17 protein-coding genes and 1 pseudogene are annotated in these 22,175 nt (G+C 52.9%); 4 read left to right on the top strand and 14 right to left on the bottom strand.

Features of this window, described 5'->3' with window-relative positions:
• Positions 1–20 precede the first annotated feature (20 nt).
• Positions 21–1,844 (top strand): BCCT family transporter, encoded by a 1,824-nt coding sequence (locus ABXG94_RS15575; RefSeq protein ID WP_353535741.1) that lies wholly within the window; start codon positions 21–23, stop codon positions 1,842–1,844.
• Between the two features lie 283 nt (positions 1,845–2,127).
• Here the strand turns inward: ABXG94_RS15575 and ABXG94_RS15570 are convergent, their stop codons facing one another.
• The 4 genes from ABXG94_RS15570 to ABXG94_RS15555 are packed head-to-tail and all read right to left on the bottom strand — an operon-like array spanning position 2,128 to position 5,812.
• Entirely contained in the window at positions 2,128–2,898 is a 771-nt protein-coding gene (locus ABXG94_RS15570) for an SDR family oxidoreductase (protein ID WP_353535740.1), read from the bottom strand.
• 45 nt (positions 2,899–2,943) lie between these two features.
• Positions 2,944–4,221, bottom strand: coding sequence for a TRAP transporter large permease (locus tag ABXG94_RS15565; protein ID WP_353535738.1), 1,278 nt, complete (start codon positions 4,219–4,221; stop codon positions 2,944–2,946).
• A gap of 16 nt (positions 4,222–4,237) precedes the next feature.
• Positions 4,238–4,819: a TRAP transporter small permease gene (locus ABXG94_RS15560; protein ID WP_353535737.1), complete on the bottom strand. Its 582-nt coding sequence runs from the start codon at positions 4,817–4,819 to the stop codon at positions 4,238–4,240.
• Positions 4,820–4,840: 21 nt separating this feature from the next.
• A complete protein-coding gene (locus ABXG94_RS15555) occupies positions 4,841–5,812 on the bottom strand; it encodes a sialic acid TRAP transporter substrate-binding protein SiaP (RefSeq protein ID WP_353535735.1) in 972 nt (323 codons plus the stop codon).
• Positions 5,813–5,977: 165 nt separating this feature from the next.
• Between ABXG94_RS15555 and ABXG94_RS15550 the strand changes: the two genes are divergently transcribed.
• On the top strand, positions 5,978–6,760 hold the full coding sequence (locus ABXG94_RS15550) for a GntR family transcriptional regulator (RefSeq protein ID WP_353535733.1): 783 nt from the start codon (positions 5,978–5,980) through the stop codon (positions 6,758–6,760).
• Positions 6,761–6,808: 48 nt separating this feature from the next.
• Positions 6,809–7,645 carry a 5-dehydro-4-deoxy-D-glucuronate isomerase gene (gene kduI, locus ABXG94_RS15545; RefSeq protein WP_353535731.1) on the top strand — a complete coding sequence of 279 codons (837 nt, stop codon included), beginning with the start codon at positions 6,809–6,811 and terminating at the stop codon, positions 7,643–7,645.
• 292 nt (positions 7,646–7,937) lie between these two features.
• On the opposite strand, the gene ABXG94_RS15540 is transcribed toward kduI, so the two are convergent.
• From ABXG94_RS15540 to ABXG94_RS15510, 7 genes and pseudogenes are all read right to left on the bottom strand, one after another.
• Positions 7,938–8,348, bottom strand: a complete 411-nt coding sequence (locus ABXG94_RS15540; protein ID WP_353535729.1) for a hypothetical protein — start codon at positions 8,346–8,348, stop codon at positions 7,938–7,940.
• 409 nt (positions 8,349–8,757) lie between these two features.
• A pseudogene (locus tag ABXG94_RS15535) lies at positions 8,758–8,868 on the bottom strand (IS481 family transposase); the annotation flags it as partial.
• Between the two features lie 1,045 nt (positions 8,869–9,913).
• A complete protein-coding gene (gene uxuA / locus ABXG94_RS15530; protein ID WP_353535727.1) occupies positions 9,914–11,110 on the bottom strand; it encodes a mannonate dehydratase in 1,197 nt (398 codons plus the stop codon).
• Positions 11,111–11,332: 222 nt separating this feature from the next.
• Positions 11,333–12,076 carry an SDR family NAD(P)-dependent oxidoreductase gene (locus ABXG94_RS15525; RefSeq protein ID WP_353535726.1) on the bottom strand — a complete coding sequence of 248 codons (744 nt, stop codon included), beginning with the start codon at positions 12,074–12,076 and terminating at the stop codon, positions 11,333–11,335.
• A 95-nt stretch (positions 12,077–12,171) separates the two neighbouring features.
• Positions 12,172–13,482: a TRAP transporter large permease gene (locus tag ABXG94_RS15520; protein ID WP_353535724.1), complete on the bottom strand. Its 1,311-nt coding sequence runs from the start codon at positions 13,480–13,482 to the stop codon at positions 12,172–12,174.
• Complete coding sequence (locus tag ABXG94_RS15515) at positions 13,479–13,973, bottom strand: TRAP transporter small permease (protein ID WP_353535722.1); 495 nt, start codon at positions 13,971–13,973, stop codon at positions 13,479–13,481. The genes ABXG94_RS15520 and ABXG94_RS15515 overlap by 4 nt, the downstream gene beginning before the upstream one ends.
• 92 nt (positions 13,974–14,065) lie before the next feature.
• Positions 14,066–15,049: a TRAP transporter substrate-binding protein gene (locus ABXG94_RS15510; protein ID WP_353535721.1), complete on the bottom strand. Its 984-nt coding sequence runs from the start codon at positions 15,047–15,049 to the stop codon at positions 14,066–14,068.
• 682 nt (positions 15,050–15,731) lie between these two features.
• Here ABXG94_RS15510 and ABXG94_RS15505 point away from each other — a divergent pair.
• On the top strand, positions 15,732–16,961 hold the full coding sequence (locus ABXG94_RS15505; RefSeq protein ID WP_353535719.1) for a CaiB/BaiF CoA transferase family protein: 1,230 nt from the start codon (positions 15,732–15,734) through the stop codon (positions 16,959–16,961).
• Between the two features lie 27 nt (positions 16,962–16,988).
• Here the strand turns inward: ABXG94_RS15505 and dld are convergent, their stop codons facing one another.
• The 3 genes from dld to ABXG94_RS15490 all read right to left on the bottom strand — a co-directional run bounded on the left by dld (position 16,989) and on the right by ABXG94_RS15490 (position 21,988).
• Positions 16,989–18,743 carry a D-lactate dehydrogenase gene (gene dld / locus ABXG94_RS15500; RefSeq protein WP_353535717.1) on the bottom strand — a complete coding sequence of 585 codons (1,755 nt, stop codon included), beginning with the start codon at positions 18,741–18,743 and terminating at the stop codon, positions 16,989–16,991.
• A gap of 21 nt (positions 18,744–18,764) precedes the next feature.
• Positions 18,765–20,831: a TRAP transporter large permease subunit gene (locus tag ABXG94_RS15495; RefSeq protein ID WP_353535716.1), complete on the bottom strand. Its 2,067-nt coding sequence runs from the start codon at positions 20,829–20,831 to the stop codon at positions 18,765–18,767.
• 104 nt (positions 20,832–20,935) lie between these two features.
• Positions 20,936–21,988, bottom strand: a complete 1,053-nt coding sequence (locus ABXG94_RS15490; protein ID WP_353535714.1) for a TRAP transporter substrate-binding protein — start codon at positions 21,986–21,988, stop codon at positions 20,936–20,938.
• Positions 21,989–22,175: the final 187 nt, after the last annotated feature.

Genomic DNA, 22,175 nt, shown 5'->3' with positions numbered 1-22,175 from the left:
CTACCATTTTAGGAGGAAACATGACCACTAAGCCCCCATTAATGGATCTACCGATCCAAACCGCAAAGCGCGGCTTCTATGCTGGTTTCAGCAAAGACGTCGCGATTACATCCAAAATACTGATCGCCGCCTTAATTGTTTGGGCCATCGCAGTGCCCGAAACCGCTGCGAAGATCCTTGGTGATCTGAACAGCTCTCTTCTTGGATCATTCTCAAGCTGGTACATTTATGTCGTTGCGCTATTCTTAATCATTTGTGTTGTTCTGGCATTTGTTCCCAGTACCGGCCGGCTGAAGCTTGGCCTTGAGGGTGACAAACCAGAATTTTCCAACTTCTCGTGGTTCTCGATGATGTTCGGCGCTGGCATCGGCATCGGCATGCTGACCTTTGCAACAGCCGAGCCAATGTATCACTTCGGAATCAACCCCAATACAATCATGGGAGAAACCGGAGCTTCGGCTGCTGACAACGTCAACAACGCCTACCTTTGGTCGTTCCTGCACTGGGGCTTCTCTGCATGGGCTTGCTACGCGATTGTTGGCCTGGCGCTGGCCTATTTCTCGTATCGGCGCAATCTGCCGCTGACGATCCGTTCGGCGCTGACACCGCTGTTTGGTGAGAAAATGTCCGGTATTCTTGGCCATATCGTTGACGTTGTGGCCGTTGTTGCAACGATTCTGGGTGTGGCACAGACGCTGGGCTTTGGCGTTGAGCAGTTCGTTTCCGGCCTACACCGTATTGGTTTTGGCGATTGGCTGATCGTTGCTGAAACAGGCAAGTCATCGACTGCTGGTGTTATCACGGCGCTTTTGATCATCATGGGCGCGTCTACTGTGTCCGCATTGTCTGGCGTTGGCAAAGGCATCAAATGGCTGTCCAACATCAACATGGGCCTCAGCTTCTTCTTGCTGGCCTTCTTCTTGTTGTTTGGTTCGACGTTCTTTGGCCTGACTGCCCTGTTTGAGGGTCTGATCGCCTATATCGTTCAACTGCCACAGCTGCTGTTCACCGTCTGGAGCACTGTACCTGAGGATACCTTCAACGCCGCATTGCCCGCTTCTGTGCAGGCTCTGCCCGCTGAAGACATTGCATCCATCTATTCAGATGCAACCAACACCTGGGGTTCGCTTACGTCCTTCACCGAAGGTCTGCCAGCATCCGCAGCCGGCCTGTCCGAAGAAGACATCGCCGCAGCTTACTCTGCGGGTACCGACAGCCGCCTGACGGGCTGGCAGGGTGCTTGGTCTGTCTTCTACTGGGCATGGTGGATTGCGTTTGCACCCTTCGTTGGTGTGTTCCTTGCGCGTATCTCTCGGGGTCGTTCGCTTCGCGAATACATCCTGGGTGCGATCATCATCCCATCCCTGATGTGTTTCGTTTGGTTCACAATCGTGGGCGGTACAGCGATCGACCTGACCCTGAACGGTGGGGCTGGCGATGCGATCTCCGGTGCTGGCCAACAGAACCAGTTGTTTGCGATGCTCGACTTTATGTTGGATGACGGTCTTGCATGGATCATGGCTGTGATCGTTGTTGTTCTGCTGCTCACCTATCTTGTGACAACAGCTGACTCCGCGATCCTGATCGTGAACACGATCAATGCTGCCGGCGCAGAAAAGCCATCCGGTCGTCCACACATCATCTTCTGGGGTGTTGCCCTGTCGCTGGTCGTCGGCGGACTTTTGATCGCTGGAGGTGTCGGAGCAATCCAATCCGCCATGGTCATCGGCGCGTTGCCCTTTTCGCTTGTGATGGTATTGATGTGCGTTTCGCTCGTCAAAGCTATTGTGAAGGACGGCATACGTGAGAAGAACGGTGTGAAAACGGTGCACGTAGCCGAATGAAAATTGGAAATGGGGTCGTTGGCGCATTCCGGAATTTGTGACACAACACGGGTCGCTCGATAATTCTTAGCCGATGACCACCCACATATAAAAAGAAGGGCCGCGTTGCGACCCTTCTGCTATATTGAAATATTGAAGAAATCAAAAATTCGGCACCTGTCAAGCTGCCGATAGATCGCAAAATTCAACGTGTCCACCGCGACACCAAGAAAGGCGGTGTCCGGTGAACTATCGGGTGACAGATCTCTCATCGCCTCGCCTACACATGAATTCCTCATTGTGCTCAGCGCCCCATCCAACCACCGTCCACTGTCAAAACTGTGCCATTGACGTACTGTGATGCATCAGATGCCAGAAAGACCACCGGCCCATCAAAGTCCTCGGGCTTGCCCCACCGGCCTGCTGGTATACGACTGAGGATCGCTGCGTTGCGATCGGGGTCGTTTCTCAAGTCCTGGGTGTTATCCGTAGCAATATAACCCGGTGCAATGGCATTCACGTTGACGCCAAACCCAGCCCACTCATTGGCAAAAGCCTTGGTTAGCTGGCCAATACCGCCTTTGGATGCAGCATAGCCAGGCACATTGATGCCGCCTTGAAATGTTAGAAGAGACGCTGTGAAGATGATCTTACCTGAACCTTGCTTGACCATTGTCTTGCCTATTTCACGGGTCAGTCTGAATTGAGAGGATAGATTGACCTCGATCACCTCATCCCACAGGTCATCGGCATGCTCAGCCGCGGGTGCGCGTTTGATGGTGCCGGCATTGTTGACGAGGATATCAATCTGTCCAACATCCCGCTTGACTTGTTCAGCAAACGCCAAAATGGCCTGTTTACTGGAAAAGTCGCAGGCGTATCCTCGAAAGGAACGCCCAAGTGCGGCAACATCCTGTTCAACGGCGCTGCCAGTTGTTTCAAGCGTCGCACTAACGCCAATGACATCGGCGCCAGCCCGCGCCAAGGCTATTGCCATGCCACGCCCAATGCCGCGTTTACAGCCGGTAACAAGTGCGGTCTTACCGCTTAAATCAAAGAGGTTCGCTACAGTCATGAGTCTTCCAATTGTTGAGTGTCTGGGGCCGACGGGTTTGGTTTTCTACTTGTAGATCATCTCTGGCAGCCACATCGACAACGCTGGGATAAAGGTCAGCATCAACAAGACAAGCACCAATGGCACAAGGAACGGTGCCGTTGCGACGACACAGCGTTCAAATGGCACATCCGATACTTTAGCCAAAACATACAATACCAAGCCCACAGGTGGTGTCAGAAGCCCGATCATTAAGTTCAGGATAAGTATGATACCGAAGTGAACAGGATCCACACCGATTTGTATCGCCACTGGCAACAAAACCGGCGTCAAAATCGTAATCGCTGCCAGTGTTTCCATGAAACAGCCAACTACGAGAACAATCAGCATTATGATCAACAAAATCGCAACCCGGTTGTCGGTAAACCCAAGCATCGACTCTGCGAACATCGGGGCGACTTGATTTGCGGTCAAGATCCAAGCAAAGATCGACGAAGCCGCCACGATCATCATGATCGAGGCTGTCGTTTCAACTGTATCCATCGACACGCGCAATAGGCGTTTGGCGTCCAGCGTGCGGTAGACAAACACGCCCAGAAACATTGAATAGGCCACGGCAGCAATTGCAGCTTCGGTCGGTGTGAAGATACCTGTCAGAATGCCGCCTACGATAATCAGTGGCGTAAAAAGTGGCAGGATGGCATGCCAGAATGTTGATAAAAACAGGCGCGGTGAGAAACGTTCATCACGGGGATAGTTCCTGATTTTGGAAAAAATCGCGACCATAATCATCAGCGCGAATGCCATGAGCAGTCCCGGGATCAAACCCGCTGCAAATAACTGACCGATGGAAGTATCTGCGATCACACCATAAACCACCAAAGGCAACGAAGGTGGAATAATGGGGCCGATTGTCGACGATGCAGCAGTGATACCCACCGAAAAGTCAGTGTCGTAACCGGCTTCGCGCATCGCCTTGATTTCGATATTGCCAAGCCCTCCGGCATCGGCGACAGCCGCGCCCGACATTCCAGCAAAAATCACGCTGGCACCGACATTAACGTGCCCCAAGCCACCATACATCCAGCCGACTGTCGCCCGCGCAAATGCAAATATTTTTGTCGTGATCCCGGCCGAATTCATCAAATGGCCAGCCATGATGAAGAAAGGTACAGCAATCAGCGGGAAAGAGTTGATACCATTGACCATATTGTGAAGCACGACAACATTGGGCAACCCGTCCAACATTACGAAAACCAGCGACGCAACGCCCAATGCCACGGCCACCGGCGCACCGGCGATCAGCAAAAGAAATAACAGTGCGAATAAAAGTATTAGTGCCATTTTGATGTCTCGCCTGTCAGTTTGATATGTCGTGAAGTGAACGCTCTTCTAGCTCACGCAGAACAGCTTCAGGTGACTGGCGGATTTTGCGCAAGAGCCAGTAGATTGAGAAAGCGGTCATCGCCATCAGAGCGGCCGCAACGCACCAGTAAAGAAGGCTTTTCGGTATTTCGACCGACGCCATTTTAGTCCTAGTCTTTTGCGCCAGCTCTACCGCCAACCACGCAAGATAGCCGTAAAAGGCCAGCGAAAGAGCTTCCATTGTAACAGCCAGCCATTTGCCTACTCGCGCCGAGAGGTAGCGATAGAAGAACTCAAGGAAGATATGCGTACCTTTCCGAGTGACTGAAACAGCGCCAAAGAAAGCGACGACGATCAAGAGGTATCGCGCGATTTCCTCTGTCCATGCCAGACTGTCGTTCAGGACATACCGCGTGAAGAACTGAAGAAAGACAATGAATGCCAGCACCCAGAGCGCGATCAACCCTGGAAGGTCGGCCACTCCAAAATCGGAAACATCAACTTCTTCATCTTTAAATATAATGTCCGGGCGCGCACTGTCGGCGCGCCCTTCCATTGGTTTTGGGTTTTTCTGCATAACCGAACTCCCTACGTGGCTTTAGAGTTCACCCAAGCGGCGGAAGTGTTCCATGGTGTAGGGAACATCCTCACCTGTAAGCATCGGCTTAACCGCATCCTGGAACGGCGCTTTGTCGACTTCGTTCACGGTGATACCCTGTTCGCGGAACCATGCGACCAGATCAAGTTCGGCCTGATTGATTTCTTCGGATGCTTTCAATGCGGCTGCATCAAGCACTTCGCGCACAACGGCTGCATCATCGCCAACACGATCTAGAGCGCTGTCAGAAGCAATCACCAGCAACGAGTTCAGGATGTGGCCCGTCAAGTTGATGTTGGTTTGCACTTCGTAGAACTTCTTGAATTGGATTGTTGGCAGTGGGTTCTCTTGCGCGTCTACAACACCTTGCTGAAGCGCAAGGTACACTTCGGAAAACGCCATCGGCGTTGGGTTTGCGCCAACTGCGTTCGGGAACATCAACATAACAGGTGAGTTAGGAACGCGAATTTTCAGGCCTTCCATATCAGCGGGGCTCAGGATCGGCTTGTTTGAGGTTACGTGACGCTGACCGTAGTAAACGAGGCCCATTACCTGGTTGCCGGTGGCGTCGTGATACCCATCTGACAGTTCGGAAAACAGGTCGCTGCCACGATAGGACAGCCAGTGATCCCAACCGCGCATGATGAACGGGTAATCGGAAATCGCAATCGGACCGTAATAGCGCTCAACAAAGCTTGGTCCGGTGTAGATGATGTCAACTGCACCAAGGCCAAGGCCTTCGTTGATCTCAACTTCTTTTCCCAAAGTTGATGCCGGGAAAACGTTGATTTCCACGCGCCCTTCGGTGCGTTCCTTAATTTCGTCAGCAGCCCATTCAGCGACCTGATGGTATGCAGAACCGGTCTCATAAACATGAGCCCATTTCAGTGTTTCTTGTGCAAATGCGGCCGTTGAGCCAGCCAGTGCAAAGCAGCCAGCGGCTACAATTGATGCAAAATTCCGAATCGTCATATTTCTCTCCCTTAGTGCCCAAAAATAGGCTGTTCCGCCGCAACCCTTTGTCTGTCTCCTCCAAGAGAGTTGACGGCATCTAGTATATCTAATATACAAGTTACAGAGAAACGCAAGCCATTTGCCGAACTGCTGTGGCTAACCTACACAGGGCAACTGAAACGAATGACCAAAGAAATGGATAGACATCAGTTGCCGAACTCAAGAAAACGCGCGCAAAACACCGCTCCGACCGGCCAGGCGCGCTTCCGCCCCAGAGCCGCGCCTACGCTGGCAGAGGATGAGTATCAAAAGCTGCGCGATAGCATCATCTCGATGGAGCTTCTTCCCGGTACCGCCATCTCGGAGACCGAATTGGCAGCTCAATCCGGCGTCAGTCGCACGCCTGTCCGCGAGGCCATCTTGAGGTTGGCTCGAGACGAACTGGTCGAGGTAGCGCCAAAATCCGGGACTTTTGTAGCGCGCATTCCGGTTTCCGTTTTGCCCGAAGCGCTTATCGCGCGTCGTGCGCTAGAGAGTGTGACTACCGCTGCGGCCGCAAAAAACGCGTCCCGCAGCCAGAAACTTGAACTGCAAGTGCTATTGGAGCAGCAACGCGAGTTTGCTGATCTAGGCGATTTTGAACGCTTCCACGCATCTGATGAGGCCCTTCACCAGAAGATAGCTGAGATTGGCCGCTTGCCAAGCCTGTGGACCATGGTTCAACAGGTCAAGCTCCAGATTGATCGTTTCCGTCGCCTAACACTGCCAGAACCCGGCCGCATGCATATGGCGCTGGGGGAGCACACAGAGGTGGTCACTGCCATCGAAAACAACGCCCCCAAGGTCGCGCGTCAGAAAATGGACGACCACCTCAATGGCCTGCAACACCACATCAAGAATGTCGTCGAGGCGCATCCTGACTTCTTCATCCACGACGCGGACCTTAACGATCTGGTCAACCTCTAGTCCAGCAAAACCCTAACGAGCACGCCAAACCAAGAATTCGGAGTTACAATGACCATTGATATTCGCCAAGTCTGCAGCCCTGCAGAAACCAAAACGTTCGACACCCAGAAATTGCGTGAAAACTATCTGATTGAGGCTGTTTTCCGCGATGGCGAAGTAACGATGACGTATAGCCACCTCGACCGTACCGTTGTGGGCGGTGTTGTCCCGGTTGGGACAGAGCTGCCGCTGAAATCGAATAAGCAAATCGGATCGCCAAATTTTCTGGATCGCCGCGAGATGGGCATTATCAATATCGGCGCGCCGGGGACGATCACGGCAGACGGCGATAGCTTCGCCTTGAATGGGCTCGATTGTCTATACCTGCCAATGGGCATCAAAGATGTGACGTTTGAAAGCGACAACGCGGCGAATCCGGCCCGCTATTACTTCATAAGCACGCCTGCACATCATACTTACAAAGCGCAGAAGATTACGCCAAGAGATGCCAACTTGCTCGAACTGGGCACGCAGTCGGATGCCAATGTTCGCGCCTTGCGTCAGTATATTCATCCCGATGTCTGCGATAGTTGCCAACTCGTGATGGGAATCACGTCGATTGTGGATGGTAGCGTCTGGAACACAATGCCCTGCCACACGCACGACCGCCGCTCAGAAGTCTACCTCTATTTCGATATGGCAGAAGAAACACCTATGTTCCATTTCATGGGCGAGCCAACCGAAACACGCCACTTGCTGGTTACAAATGAACAGGCGGTGCTGTCTCCCGGGTGGTCCATTCACAGTGGCGCGGGCACGGGGCGGTATAGCTTTATTTGGTCAATGGCCGGAGACAATCAGGACTTCACAGATATGGATTTCGTGCCAATGGCCAATTTGCGCTGACTGCAAAGCCGGGAAACCTAAAGATTGAACCGCTCCCAATTTGCCGGAGGCTCCAAAGTAAGTATCAATGGAGCCTATGAAAAAAGTAACAGAGCAAACAGATTTTCAACTGAGCTACGCGCACGCGCGGTTTGGATGATTTTTGAACATGAACACGAGTACGTCCATCAATAGGCAGCGACGAGTAGGATGCAGACATTCGCTGTGAGTGTAAAACCGTTTATGCGTCTAAGCACTCTACCTTTAAGAAACGGCGGCCAATGAACGCCAGCGTTCGGCGTAGTCGCGAGACCTAAATTGGCTGGTAGGCAATGGTCTCGTCCTTCTTGCCGTTGGCACCAGTTTCCGCTCGGATTGATCCAAGCTGATCCTTGTGCATCTGGCTAAGCGCACCGGTTTCCAGTCGGATGTTGCCGTGCGGATAGGTCAGCCTGGCCGTGCAACCACCGCTTAGGCTGATCGACTTCGATGCCTGGCGGGGGCGAGAAGTGGTGTAGTCATAAGTCCCGACATTGCTCTTGGAGGCAATGCTGCCACCACGACGGTAAGTGAAGGTCCGGCTAGTGTTCTGGCCAGAGACGTTCGCGGCTGTCAGCAGACGCCCTGCATAGTCGTAGATGTAGTCATAATCACTCGCCGTTTCCGTGGTGTTCTGACGCTTAACGCGCCCGGAATTGAACCTTGTGTAGATCGTATCCTGCAATGGCTGGAGGCCCCGGATACATAAGACCGGATGCGATCCACCCAGCCGCGATGGGTATCGTATTCAAAGGTGTCCTTCGCCCCAGACCCGTATTGGATTTCCGTCGGCTGACCGCGCAGGTCACAAGTGATCGCATTGATCAGCTTGCTCTCGCCCGTGCGGTTGGCATACCAAAGCCGCCCCGATGTATCATATTCCTAGAAGCCTCCCATTGGGTGTTTTGCGTCCCGGGCTGATAGGGCAGTTTTTGATTGCTTATGCCACCGGCTGCGTTGAACTGATTTTCCAGCGCAAGCTCGCGACTATCGACCTTGTGACGCTCACGCTGAACGCCGCCGGTGATGTGATAATCATAGCGGATTTCATGGTTGCCCAGCGTCTGTAGAACCAGCACACCCTTGTTGTAACAAGGGGTCTGGCCGTTGCGTGCGCCGTGCGGTCTAGCGAAGTTGTAGAACCACTCCCATTCGTCGAGTTTGGCTTCGAGATCGACTTTGCAACTGAAGAGCTGGTAGAACTCTAGCAGGGCACGATTATCGAAACTTGGCTTTTCTGTTTGATGACGAAAGTCACACCGATGTTGTCGAAACAAAGGCTAATTTTGAATTGATCAGAAAAAAGATCGAGAAACATGCCGTTCGTCAGGAACAGTGAGAAATCGGTTTCTTTTCTTTGCTTCGTAGACAGAAAGCTAGCACATAGATTACGCAGCTCCCGCCTTTTTTCGAAGCGGTCAGACCTTTGATATGCACGTACGACCCCACCGTCCACAATATGGCCAAGGGCGGCCTCTTTAACTTCAAATGGCGTATCTGTTTTTCTTCAACACATGTTCGAAAACTGGCGCGAAACCCATGCGGGCGTTCGCTGTAGCCCTCTCTCTCCATGAACCTACTCATCGCAGCATCCGACATCAATTTACCAGTTGGAGATGGGAATATATCCGCTACTTGTACTTGCTTCTTGATTTAAAACAATCTTTCGCGCCTCGTCCACAAGCGGTTTTCTATGTTCATTTCCCGTTTTGGTTCGGTTTCCGGGAATGATCCAAACGCCATCCCTTTTGTCGTCGAATATCCCAAGCTTGCTTGAACATGGACTTGGCCAACAAAAACAAGGATGGACTTGGCTCAAGCGTTTTGATGAAGCCGGCAAAGGCAGTTTCTAGGCGATCACGAGGGATCGACTGACCATAGCTTTCGCAGCCCTTTGTCTGGCAGAGATAATACGAATTTCCCTTTGGACATAGAGGACCGCAATGGCACACAACAGTCACCACAACAGGCAAACCTACGAGGGCGAAGTCTTCGCCAATGTTCTTACGTATCTACGAAGCCATCGAGGATCTCGTCTTCTGCTTCTTCCGCGATATCAGCGATGGCTTCGAGTACGTCCTGGACTTGGTTTTGCACCGCATCCGAGATTGACCTTAGGCACCAACAATTTGACTGTTCGTAACAGAGTGACCTCAAACTGCCTGACTAAGGCAAGCGGTTGGGCTAAGCTTGGTCCAGCGCTTGGGTCGTAGCGTTACGCCTCCCACAAAAAAATGCGCCAGCTAGCAGTTAACGACAGGCATGCATCACGCCACGAAGCTCAGCCAAACCGCGCATACGTCCGATCAGAGGGTAACCCGGTTGAACCGGCCGATTGTGGTCCGCCAATAGGGCATGGCCGTGATCTGGGCGCATCGGAATTTCATGATCAGCGCGTCCTTGACCCCGGCGCCGTTGTTCTTCGGCCAACAATGCACGGATGGTCGCGACCATATCGGTGTCTCCGGTCAAATGTTCGGATTCTGAAAAGCTGTGGCGCTGGCCGTCGCTTGGGCCGTGGCGGACAGTGTTGCGAAGATGGGCAAAGTGGATACGGTCGCCAAACTGCGTGATGAACGATATTGGGTCAAAATCGGCGACCACCCCCAATGACCCCGTGCAAAGCGTCGCGCCGTTCGCAGAGCTTTTCACTGCGTCCAAAACCTTGGCATAGTCGTCTTGTGTCGACATCACGCGTGGCAAGCCCAGCAGCGGAAAGGGGGGATCATCAGGATGACAACACAGCCTGATACCAAGAGCTTCAGCGGTTGGCACAACTTCGGACAGGAAATCAATCAGGTGAGAGCGGAGCGTTTCAGGTGTCATATGCGCATAGGCATCAAGGCATCGCTGAACATCCTCAAGCGACCACTTGTCGTTTGCTCCTGGTAAGCCGGCGACAATGTTGTTTGACAACGCTTGTCGTCCTGCATCGGCAAGGTCTTCGAACCGAGCCCAAGCAGCCTCGACCGTCTCTGCCAAATAGTCGTGTCGCGCGCCTTGCCTGCAGAGAATAAAGCAATCAAACGCAACGAAATCTACAAGGTCAAACCGCATCGAATGCCCGCCATTTGGCAATGCCGAACAGAGATCGGTGCGCGTCCAGTCTAATACCGGCATAAAGTTGTAGCAGACGGTGTGAATGCCGCATTCAGCCAGATTGCGCAGACTTTGTTTATAGGCTCGCAGATGCTGTTTCACCGGGCCGGTTTGCGATTTTATCACCTCCGATACTGGGACGCTTTCAACGACATCCCAAGTCAGACCTGATGGCCTGCCGTTAGGTTGTTCAATCTGCTTCTGACGGGTCTTTATATCGGTCACAGGCCAAGCATGCCCGGTTGGAACTTGATGCAACGCGGATACGATGCCCGAAGCGCCAGTCTGCATGATCTCGGCGATCGTTATCGCGTCGGATGGGCCGAACCAGCGCCAGGTCTGTTTCATAGTATTGCTTCTTTCTTATCCAATATGACTGGGACAAACGCGCCATTGCATTCGGCAACTTGGCCTCGCGACACGACATTCGAAGACAGCGCATGCTGCAATAGTTTCGCACCAAGCCTGAACGCCACGACCATAAGATCCGGGGTGATCAGACAGCGCCTGACGCGTGATGTGCTAGCCGATTGGACAAATCGGATAGTCAGCCAGCTTGCGACCCTTTGCTTACGAGAACAGCATACCACCATTGATATCGATGTTGGTGCCCGTGATGAAAGCGCTGTCGTCACTGGCGAGAAACAGCACCAGATTGGCCGCATCTTCTACAACACCCTGACGTTTCAGCGGCGCGTTGGCCTCAAAGCCGCGTCGACCCGCGTCTGGCGTGTGCACATTGTGAAAATCGGTATCGATCATGCCCGGACACAGAGCATTCACGCGAATGTCTGGGCCAAGTTCTTTGGCAAGACCTCGTGTCATTGTAATCACCGCCCCTTTCGCCGTCGCATAGGCGACCGCACCTGGCCCACCGCCATCGCGTCCGGCCTGACTGGCCAGGTTAACAATAGTCCCAGAGGTCATATTGGCAAGGCAAGCCTGGGTCATCAGGAACATGCTTGTCACGTTCAGGCGCATCACGGCCTCCCAATGTTCAAGCGGCATTTCGGCAATGGTTTTGCGTGCAATCAACCCGCCAGCGTTGTTCACCAGAATGTCGACGCCACCAAAGGATTGAACTGCTGCTGACACCAGAGCGTCAACATCTGCCTTGTTGTTGAGATCGCCTTGCATGGCAAATGCCTTGCCGCCCGCCGCTTGGATCACACCAACTGTTTCATCTGCCCCCTTGGAGCTTGAAAAATAGTTGATCGCAACATTCGCCCCCTCGGATGCAAGTTTGATCGCCACTGCGCTACCAATATCGCGGCCGCCTCCGGTAATGATTGCGGTTTTTCCTGCAAGTTTCATGTCGTAGTTTCCTTTTGCGAAACAGCAGCTTCGCTGTTGTTATGGGTAAATGTTGGCGATTTGTTTAAGCGCTTACGGCGCATCAAAAGACGCCACTATCGAAACGCTCCCGGCATAAGAGCCTTGGGAAGCCACAGAATGATTTCGGGGAATGCTGCCAGCAGTATCAGGATGACCAGCATTGGGGCGAGGATCAGGACAACCTCGCGCAGCACGTGCACGACATTCAGCCCGCCAATCGCAGCGGAGATCAATAAGCAAAGCCCATAGGGCGGCGTCACCAATCCAAAGGCCAGCGAAACAATGCCAATGATTGCAAATGCAATCGGGTCCACGCCACCGGCCTGCGCCACGGGCATAAGCACGGTGCCAAGAATAATAATTGTCGGAATAGCGTCGATAAACAGGCCAAACACCAGAAACAATGCAGCGATTAACAGGGCCGTCCCAAACGGGCCGAACTGCCATGCGGTCAAAACGCTAACGATCAGGCGCGGAGCATTATAAAAGGACAACAACCACCCAAAGGCCGACGCCGTGCCAATTGCAAACAACGAAATGGCAGCAAAGCGAGCGGTATCATAGAGGATGTTACCCAGGTCTTTGGGTGTTACTGTCTTATAAACAAACATCCCAAGGATCAGCGCATAGCCTGCGGCAATGATGGCGCTTTCGGTTGGCGTGACGAGGCCGCCAACGATCCCGCCAATCACAAAGACCGGTGTCAAAAGGGCAAGAGCGGCCCCTTTCCAAGCGGCCCAGAATTCACCCCAGTTAGGGGTTGCTGTTACGGGATAGTTGCGGGCTTTCGCAAAGCCATAGACGGTTGCCATCAGGGCAAAGGCAATCATCAGACCCGGCACCGCGCCACCCAAGAACAGGGCCCCTACAGAGACCTGCATCACGCCGCCCCAGACGATCATCAAGATCGAGGGTGGGATGATAACGCCCATCACCGACGAACAGGCGGTTATCGCCACGGCAAAGCGAGTGTCATAGCCTTCTTTTTGCATCGCTGGGATCAGGATTTTCCCGATACCCGCAGCATCTGCGGTAGATGACCCGGAAATGCCCGCAAACAGCATTGAAACCGCGACATTCACATGCCCTAGCCCGCCAGGCATCCACCCGGTGAGGACACGTGCCAGCTCAATCAGGCGGTCCGTTACCTTACCGGAATTCATCAGGTTAGCGGCCAAAAGAAAAAACGGAACCGCAAGCAAAATGAAGGAGTTATACGATTGGAACATGCGATCTAGCACAATGAAAGGAGTCAAACGCAGTTCAAGTAAGACGACGGGAATAGTTGACAGGCCCAGGGCAAAGGCCACTGGAATTCGAATGAATATCAGGATCAGAAATCCGGCGATCAGCATCGTGGCTGCAGTAGAGGTATCAAGGATCATGACTGGCCGTTCTTTCGGGTCAGATATTGCGCGATTGCTTGGAACAGCCGGTAGCCTGCGAAGAGAAGCCAGAAGCCGCCCGCAATCGGAACAGATATATGTGTGATCATCAGATTGGCGCGCATCATGACAGAGCGTTGATTGCCCCCAAACGCGGCGTATTCGATGCCATAGATCAGGAACATTGCGCCGAATATCATGATGCCGATATGCACAACGCTGTCCTGAAGAAGTTTTGGTAAGGGCCGGACTGCATCGGGGGTAATGCGGACATCAAAATGCGTGCCATCCCATACGGCAACAATGGAGCCAATCATAACAATCCAGACAAAAAGGAATGTTGCGACCTCTTCGGTCCAGAGATAGGTGGGGATCAAGGGCGTGTAACGTGAGACGACTTGCATCGCGACTGGTATCGCCAAGGCCCCCATCATCACGCCAAGCAGAATGCGAAGCCCCTTGCAGAATGTATCAAGATAATTTCCAAGCATGGTTTCCCTCGCTTCGCGGTCTGACGTGGCGAACCACGTTATAGCAGTGGCAACTGGCGGGTCGGTGCAGGCATCGCCCGCCAGCTGTGAGATCACATACCGCGAACGTTATTGAGCAATTCGGTCGCACCGAGCTCTTTTGCATACGCGTCTTGAACCGGTTGAACCAATTCAAGCATCTTCTCGCGTCCGGCAAAGTCGTGCACTTCGATCTGCCCCGCTTTGATCATCGCCTGCAGTTTTTCACCGTCCTGGCCACTTTCCAGTGCACGTCCAAATGCACCAGCGCCAGCTCCGGCAGCAAGGATAGCTGCCTGCAGGTCTGCGGGAAGTCCATCAAAGATCTTTGCCGACATAACGATTGGGCGCACCGTGATTGTGTGCTGGGTCAGCGAGATATGCGGCGCAACTTCGTAAAACTTCAGGTTTTGGATCGAAGCCGCTTCGTTTTCGAAACCGGCGATGACGCCTGTTTGGATGGCGTTGTACACTTCGTTATAAGCAATGGCAGACGGTGCCGCACCAACCGCTGAAAACGTTTGCGCTTGAATAGGAGCGCCCATGACACGCATGCGGTGCCCAGCCAGTTCATCCATGTTTGTTATCGGTGCAGCAGAGGCAAGGTTACGCACGCCGCCACCGTGGTAACCGACAATCACAATGCCAGCCGCTTCGCGCAGGTCATCCTCGAGAGGCTTCAGCGCATCCGATGACAGCACAGCGTTCCAGTGATCAAGGTCACGGAACAAAAAAGGCATATCCATCAGCGGAATAGATTCAGAGAAGACCGCCATGTTGGAGGGCGCAAGGATTGTATAATCCACTGCGACGCCCTGGTTGAGATAGGTCACATAGTCAGATTCGACACCCAATTCACCATTCAGACGCAGATCAAAGCTGACATCACCGGAATAGTTTGCCGCTACTTGTCGTTCAAATTCGCGCAGAGTTTTGGTAAATGCATGTTCTTCATCAAACATGCTTGCACCGCGCAGGGTAACGTCTGCCTGCGCGATCGAAACACCGCTTAGCAATACAGCCGTCACAGCCATCGATTTAAGTGAAAAATTAAACATTCTATCCTCCCAGAATAGATTCAGATCTTGTTCTCCACCGGCCCACCGAGGCCGATTCAGGAATTCAAAACTTCACGGGTTGCGTTGCCAGTTCAGCGCTCACCCTATTTTGGATGGCCTGTTTTCCTTCCAGCAAATGCGATTGTTCCGCCCTCGTTTATGGCATCAATCAACACGAAAACTGGTATACTAGTCAACATAATTTTTAGGTGTTTCCCAGAAAATTGCTATTTTTCGTTGAAAACAAAGAGAGAAAAAACCTTCTAGCACACACGATTGTCCGTTTTTTTTCGACACAATCCTGCAAAATTAGCGTCAACCTAAGGTTAGAAAAACCAAACGTGGGAACGCTTGAATGTACGACATGCAGTCATTTCGCCCTTGATCGGCGGCTTGCAAGACTCACCAGGTTTCACGAATTTGACTATCAGTCCCACAAGCTACTTTGTGTCCTGGGACGACAAGACTTTGCATTCGAAATCGTCTCTCTGGCGCGCCGCACCACTCAATGGTGTCGCGAGGTCCAAATCCCAAAGCGGTTTGGTCCCTTAGTCTGAACTTGGGCCTATCGCGCCTGGGTCATTCAGACTGCGCTTGCCCAAGCGTTACCCTAAAACGCTTTGACGGCCCCGAAAAATACCGCCAAGTTCGCCGGAGTGTTCCCCAATGAATGGCCGCCCCAATGACAGATGAACCCACCGCCAACAAGCCAACCAAAGGGGCTTTGGATGGTTTGATCATATTGGATTTGACGCGCATCCTGGCAGGGCCAACGGCGACGCAGATGCTTGGGGATCTGGGGGCCACAGTTCTCAAGATTGAAAACCCAAAAACCGGGGGCGATGACACCCGCGCCTGGGGGCCGCCCTATGCCGAAACCCCGGACCAAAACAGCGACCTAAGCGCCTATTACATGGCAGCAAACCGCAATAAATATTCCATCCCTGCTGACCTCTCCAGCCCCGAGGGACAAGCGCTTGTCACAGCAATTGCCGCCCAGGCAGATGTGGTGGTCGAGAATTACAAACCGGATGGATTGCGCAAATATGGCCTGGATCACACGACCCTTTGCGCCAAACACCCAGAGTTGGTGTATTGTTCCATTTCAGGCTTTGGACAAACCGGCCCCAATCGGGATCAGCCCGGCTATGATCTTATGGCACAGGGCTATGGAGGCATCATGTCCCTGACCGGAGATGCTGATGGCCCGCCGATGAAAGTTGGCGTCGGAATTGCCGATGTGATGTGCGGCATGTACGCCACCATTGGCGTATTGGCAGCCCTAAGACACCGCGATCAAACCGGCGAAGGACAGCACATTGATCTTGCGCTCGTCGACACGCAAATGGCCTGGCTTATCAACGAGGGCACCAATTTTCTGACCTCTGGTTCGCCACCCCAACGTCGCGGCAACGCCCATCCCAACATCGTGCCCTATGACGTGTTTGGTGCCAAAGACGGCCACGTCATCATCGCTGTGGGCAATGATGCTCAATTCCAGCGGTTTTGCGTCGCGCTTGATCGTGCTGATCTTGGAGGTGACGCCCGGTTTGCCACGAATTCCAGTCGGATAACCCATCGCCAAGCGCTGACTGCCGAGATCGCAAAGACACTGATCCTGCGGCCAATGCAGGACATTTTATCGAGGCTACAACAGGTCAAAGTGCCCTGTGGCCCCATTCATTCGGTGGCAGATGCGCTGGCCTCTGATCAAGCACAAGCGCGTGACGCAACGGTGCGTGTGCCGCACAACGGCACCACGACCAAGTCGGTGCAATTGCTTGGGAATCCGCTGAAGTTTTCCAAAACCCCAGTCACCTATCGCCGACCACCCCCGCGGTTTGGTCAAGATCTGGATGCGCTGCCGGATCTGTTGCCGGGCCTGACACAGGCAAAACCCAAGTGTGACTAGCCCTGTGGCGTTAAAGCAGACTACGCGTCAGGCGTAATTCTTCTTTTTCGACATCTTGCCGATGCCAGGGTTCATCGAATTTGTCGGGTCCACCGATTTGTAAAAAGCGCTTAAATCAGGCTTGGCTTCATAGATATGACCGACATTGTGTTCTGCCGGATATTCAGCGCCGCGCGCATCCAGCAGCTCTAGCATCTCGGCTTTAAGTGCTTTGACGTCGACGCCTTTTTTAACGATGTAGTCCTGATGCAACACGTGGCACATGAAATGGCCATAGTACAATTTGTGCACCAGTTTATCGGCGATACGTGGTGGCAGTTCTTCCAGCCAGGCGCGCTCGTTGCGTTTCAGGGCAATATCCAAAGCCAAGATATCTTCGACCTCTTTGGCGTGTATATGCTGATAGCGAATGGCGGCCCCCGCCGCCGCAAACCGATTCAATCCAGCCAATTTCCCTTCGCGTTTTTCCGCCACAAAGAAATCACCTGCCCGTTCCGCAAAGAATGCGGATAAAAAATTGTCCGCTTCTTTGATCCCACCATCGCGCATTTTCAGAATCAGGTGATGCTCGTACCTGTCACGATAGTCCATCAGACGCTTGGAGAGAATGCGCGGCCACAGCTTGCCAATGGTCTGCATGAATTTATCGGTAAACCCCCGCAGAAATGGGATCTTGTTCAGCCGGGCATCAACAGCGCCTTTGATGGAAAAGAACAGGGGCAGTTTATCTGTGCCAAACAGATCAATCATCAATACCGTGTCTTTGCCGTATTTTTCAGAGATATCAAAGATTTCGCGCTGCATGTATTCAGCGCTGACCGGCAAGGATTTGAAATTGGCCAGCATATGCCGGCGCAACTCTGTCAGATCGTCGGGATCATTGGTGCCGATATAAAACACCTGTTCCTGTTCGTTGATGGGATAGGTGTCCAGACGCACCGCAAACACCGCAAGTTTTCCAGCACAGCCCGCACTTTCATAAAGCCGACGGCTGTCCGCATTAAAGCGCGCCGGGGTTTCGGCATCCACATCGCGCACCCTTTCGGCATAATCGGTGTCCGAGGCCTTTTTGTTGGTCGGCTCTAAATCGTGCTCGGTAAATGCCCCGATTTGCACATTGTGTAAAATCGTTTCGGGGTCATCCCCAAGCGCAATGCCCAGATGGTTCACCAGCTGCAGCTCGCCGTCTGCCGTGATCTGCGCAAAAAGCGACAATTCGGTATAAGACGGGCCTCGTTCAATCAGCGATCCCCCGGAATTGTTGCACACGCCGCCGACCACAGACGCGCCGATACAGCTTGACCCGATCACCGAATGCGGTTGCCGGCCCAATGGGGCCAACCGCTTTTCCAGATCAAATAAAGTTGACCCTGGCAAGGCCAGTACCTGCTGGCCATCACGCACCAAATGCAACCCATCCAGCCGCCGCGTGTTGATCAGAACGACCCCCCGATCATAGCTGCCGTTTGGGGTCGAACCTTCGGTCAGGCCGGTGTTGGCCGCCTGCATGATGACAATTTTGTCTGCCGCCACACAGGCCTGTAAAACCCGCCACTGTTCTATCAAGGTGCCGGGTCGCACCACACACAGCGCGTCCCCCTGCCCCGACCGAAACCCCTTGCGGAAACGCTCGGTCTTTTTGGCCCCGGTCAAGACGTTGGACTTGCCAACAATATCGCGAAAGTTTTGCAAAAGACCGGCGTCGCTTGTGGTGCCCGTCTGCCTGTCAGCCCCAATACTGGGCAGGGTTTCAGACCGGGTTTCCGTCAGGGTGTCAGTCATGGGCCAAGTCCTTTTTCACTCTTAATACGCAACCGAAGGCAGCCATGTGGCCAGTTGGGGCAACAGGAAGACCAGGGCCAAGCCGGTGAGCTGAAGCAAGACGAAAGGCACAACACCTCTATAGATGTCCAGCAACTTGATCTCGGGCGGGCAGACCCCTTTGAGATAAAACAACGCAAAGCCAACCGGAGGTGTCAAGAACGATGTCTGCAAGGTCACGGCCACCAGGATCACAAACCAGACCAATGCAGGTTCATCAATCACACCAAACCCCGGAATATCCAGCCCCAATCCATTCACAATCGGGCGCATCAGCGGCAGCACAATTAAGGTGATTTCGATCCAATCCAAGACAAATCCCAGCAGGAATACAATAAACAGAATGAACAGGATTGTGCCGGTGGCCCCAAAGCCCGTTGACGCAATCATATGTTCGATCAATTCGTCCCCGCCCAGTTCACGCAGAACATAGGAAAACACGGTCGCGCCAAGGAAGATCGCAAAGATATAGGCGGTGGTGTTAAAGGTCGAGATCAACACATTCACCAGCTTTTGAAACGTCAGCTTGCGATACAGGATAGCCAACAACGTGGCGCCAAGAGCGCCAATACCTGAGGCTTCGGTTGGCGTGGTGATACCGGCAAAAATCGACCCTAACACAGCCAAAATCAGGCCCAAAGTTGGAAAGACCGCGATGATTACATCCTTGATGGCCACCCAATCCGGAGACACCGCCCCTTCGGGCACCGGTGCAACGTCTTTTTTGACCATCGCGATGATAAAGATATAGACCAGATACAGACCACCAATGATGATGCCTGGAAAGACGGCTGCCATAAACAGGTCCCCCACAGACAAGGCCATTTGGTCTGCCATGATCACCAACATGATCGACGGCGGGATCAAAATCCCTAAGGTGCCAGAGGCTGACACAACACCAGCCGCAAGCGTTGGCGAATACTTTTGCTCCATCATGGATGGCAGCGACAAGACACCCAGCAAAACAACCGAAGCGCCGATGATGCCCGTAGAGGCCGCAAGGATGATCCCGATCATGGTGACCGTGATCGCCAATCCGCCGCGGGTCTTGCCAAACAACCGTTGCATCGCGGTCATCAACCGTTCGGCAACCCCGCTTTGGTCCAGCATCAGCCCCATGAAAATGAACATCGGCAGCGCCACAAGAACCGCGTTGGACATGGTCGCATAGACCCGGTTCACCACTGCGCCCAGCGTCAGATAATCAAGTCCGGTAAAGGTTTCCTCTAGTCCCGTCCAATTCATCGACCCGTTGTCAAACAGATAGGCCAGCCCGCAAAAGGCCACGCCAACCCCTGCCAGAGACCACGCCACGGGATAACCGGTGAACAGCAACGCAATAAAGGTCATGAACATCGCGATAACCAGTTTTTCCTCGGTGGTTTCCACCAGGAAGGTCAAAGCTGTTGCGGCAACCGCAAAGGTCAGCAACGCTAGGACAATGATGCGCAATCCTTTGCCAGCACGCTCTTCGGCATAATTTGCGATTAATGCATGTCCGTCGTGGATCAAACGTGCAAGCGCTGCGATGGCCAGCAAGAAAAAGCTGATCGGAATGACCGCTTTAAAGGCCCAGCGTCCCGGCAATCCGGTTGGGCTGTCAGAGCGTTCATTGACGCGCAGACTTTCCGAGAAATAATCATAGCCTTGGTCAATCATCAGGTAAATGAATGGCACTAGAAGGGTTAGGATACCAATCACTTCGATGACCCGCTGGGAGCGACGGCTGAGCTGCATATGCAATAAATCGACGCGCACGTGGCTGTCAGTGACCAAGGCATAGGATATGCCAACCATCGTCACCAAACCGTAGAAATGCCATTGGATTTCATCCAGTTTTGGAAAGTTTTGATTGGCAAGATAGCGAAATGAAACCTGCGCAACGATGGCAGAGATGAGCAAAATATTTGCCCACATGACAATGTGGCCGATCAGTTTAACAAAGTTGTCCAAGCCAACGGCAATCGCCTGATTGTCATTGTCGTTGTGTTCGGTGATTTCTTCGTACGTGTGAACCGGATCGTCAATTCTTTGGTCGATCTGAGCCATAGTCCCCTCCTTGCATGCGCGTCAGAACATGCGGTCATGGTCATCTGTTGCGGGTAAATTGAATGGGCGATTGGGGCGTCTAAATGCGCCCCAATCTTTGGTGCTTACTTGCGTGGCAAGAAGGCGTTTTCTTTCCACAGAGCATAGCCGTCGCGGAATTCGTTCATGTCAGTCAGAACTTTAGCAAAGAAGGCATCAGCGGCGGCTTCTTCTGCGGCAATCTCGTTCCATGTTGTCTTGAAAGTGTCCAACATTTCCGGGGACCACTGCTTCATGATCACGCCGTTGTTTTCAACATTATCGATCAAGGCTGCGTGCTGAATGGCTTCGCCTTCGGCAAAACTATCTGTCATCGAAGCTTTACAAGCGTTTTCGATGATCGCTTTGTGCTGTTCGGACGCCTCGTTCCAAACGTCTTTGTTGATCATCAGCTCAAATACGGTCGCTTGCTGGTGCCAGCCTGGGAAGTAGTTGTATTTGACCAGCTTGTGGAACCCAAGACGGGCATCAATCGCAGGCATCGAGAATTCGGTCGCATCAATTGCGCCTTTTTCCAGCGCTGGGAAAATTTCGCCGCCGGGCAGCAGTGACGTTGCAACACCCAATTTCTGCATCACTTTGCCGCCAAGGCCAAAGAAACGCATTTTCAAACCCTTCAGATCCTCGGGGGAATTGATTTCTTTTGCAAACCAACCAGATGTTTCTGGCGCAATCACCGCGCAGGGCATCACATGCACGTTGAAGCCGGCTTGGTCATACATTTCCTGATACAGCGCTAAGCCGTTGCCATAGTACATCCAAGCCATGTATTCGCCGGCTTCTGGGCCAAATGGCACAGCCGAGAACAAGGGTGCCGCTGGAATTTTACCAGCCCAATATCCGGCAGTCGTATAACCAGAATTGATTTTGCCCGAAGAAACCGCATCAAGAATTTCAAAAGGCGGCACCAGTTTGCTGGGCTCATAAACTTTCATTTTCAGCGAGCCACCTGACATCAGGCCAAGCTGTTCAGCCACACGTGGGATCGGAGAACCCAATCCAGGCAACGCTGTGGAAAATGCAATGGGTGTCTTAAGCAGCAGCTTGTCTGCGGCAAAGGCTGCGGGGGCCGTTACCAGCGATGCAGCAAGGGTAAGTCCGGTTAAGATCGATTTCATAGTCTTCCTCCTAAGGGTGCCTTTTGGGCGTTGGGCGCCGCCAAACTCGGCATCGTTTCCTCTGCGATGCGTCAGCGTAAAACAGCAATCTTGATACTGGTTAATAAAGTTTACCACTTAGGTTCGTCAACAATTTCGTAACCACTGCGACAATTTATTCTGAAATCCCTGCAAGATTTTGCGGACC

It is taken from the genome of Cognatishimia sp. WU-CL00825 (assembly GCF_040364665.1).
Lineage (GTDB): Bacteria > Pseudomonadota > Alphaproteobacteria > Rhodobacterales > Rhodobacteraceae > Cognatishimia.
Note: the sequence above shows the minus strand (reverse complement) of the source record. Positions and strands in the feature narration are given on the sequence as shown.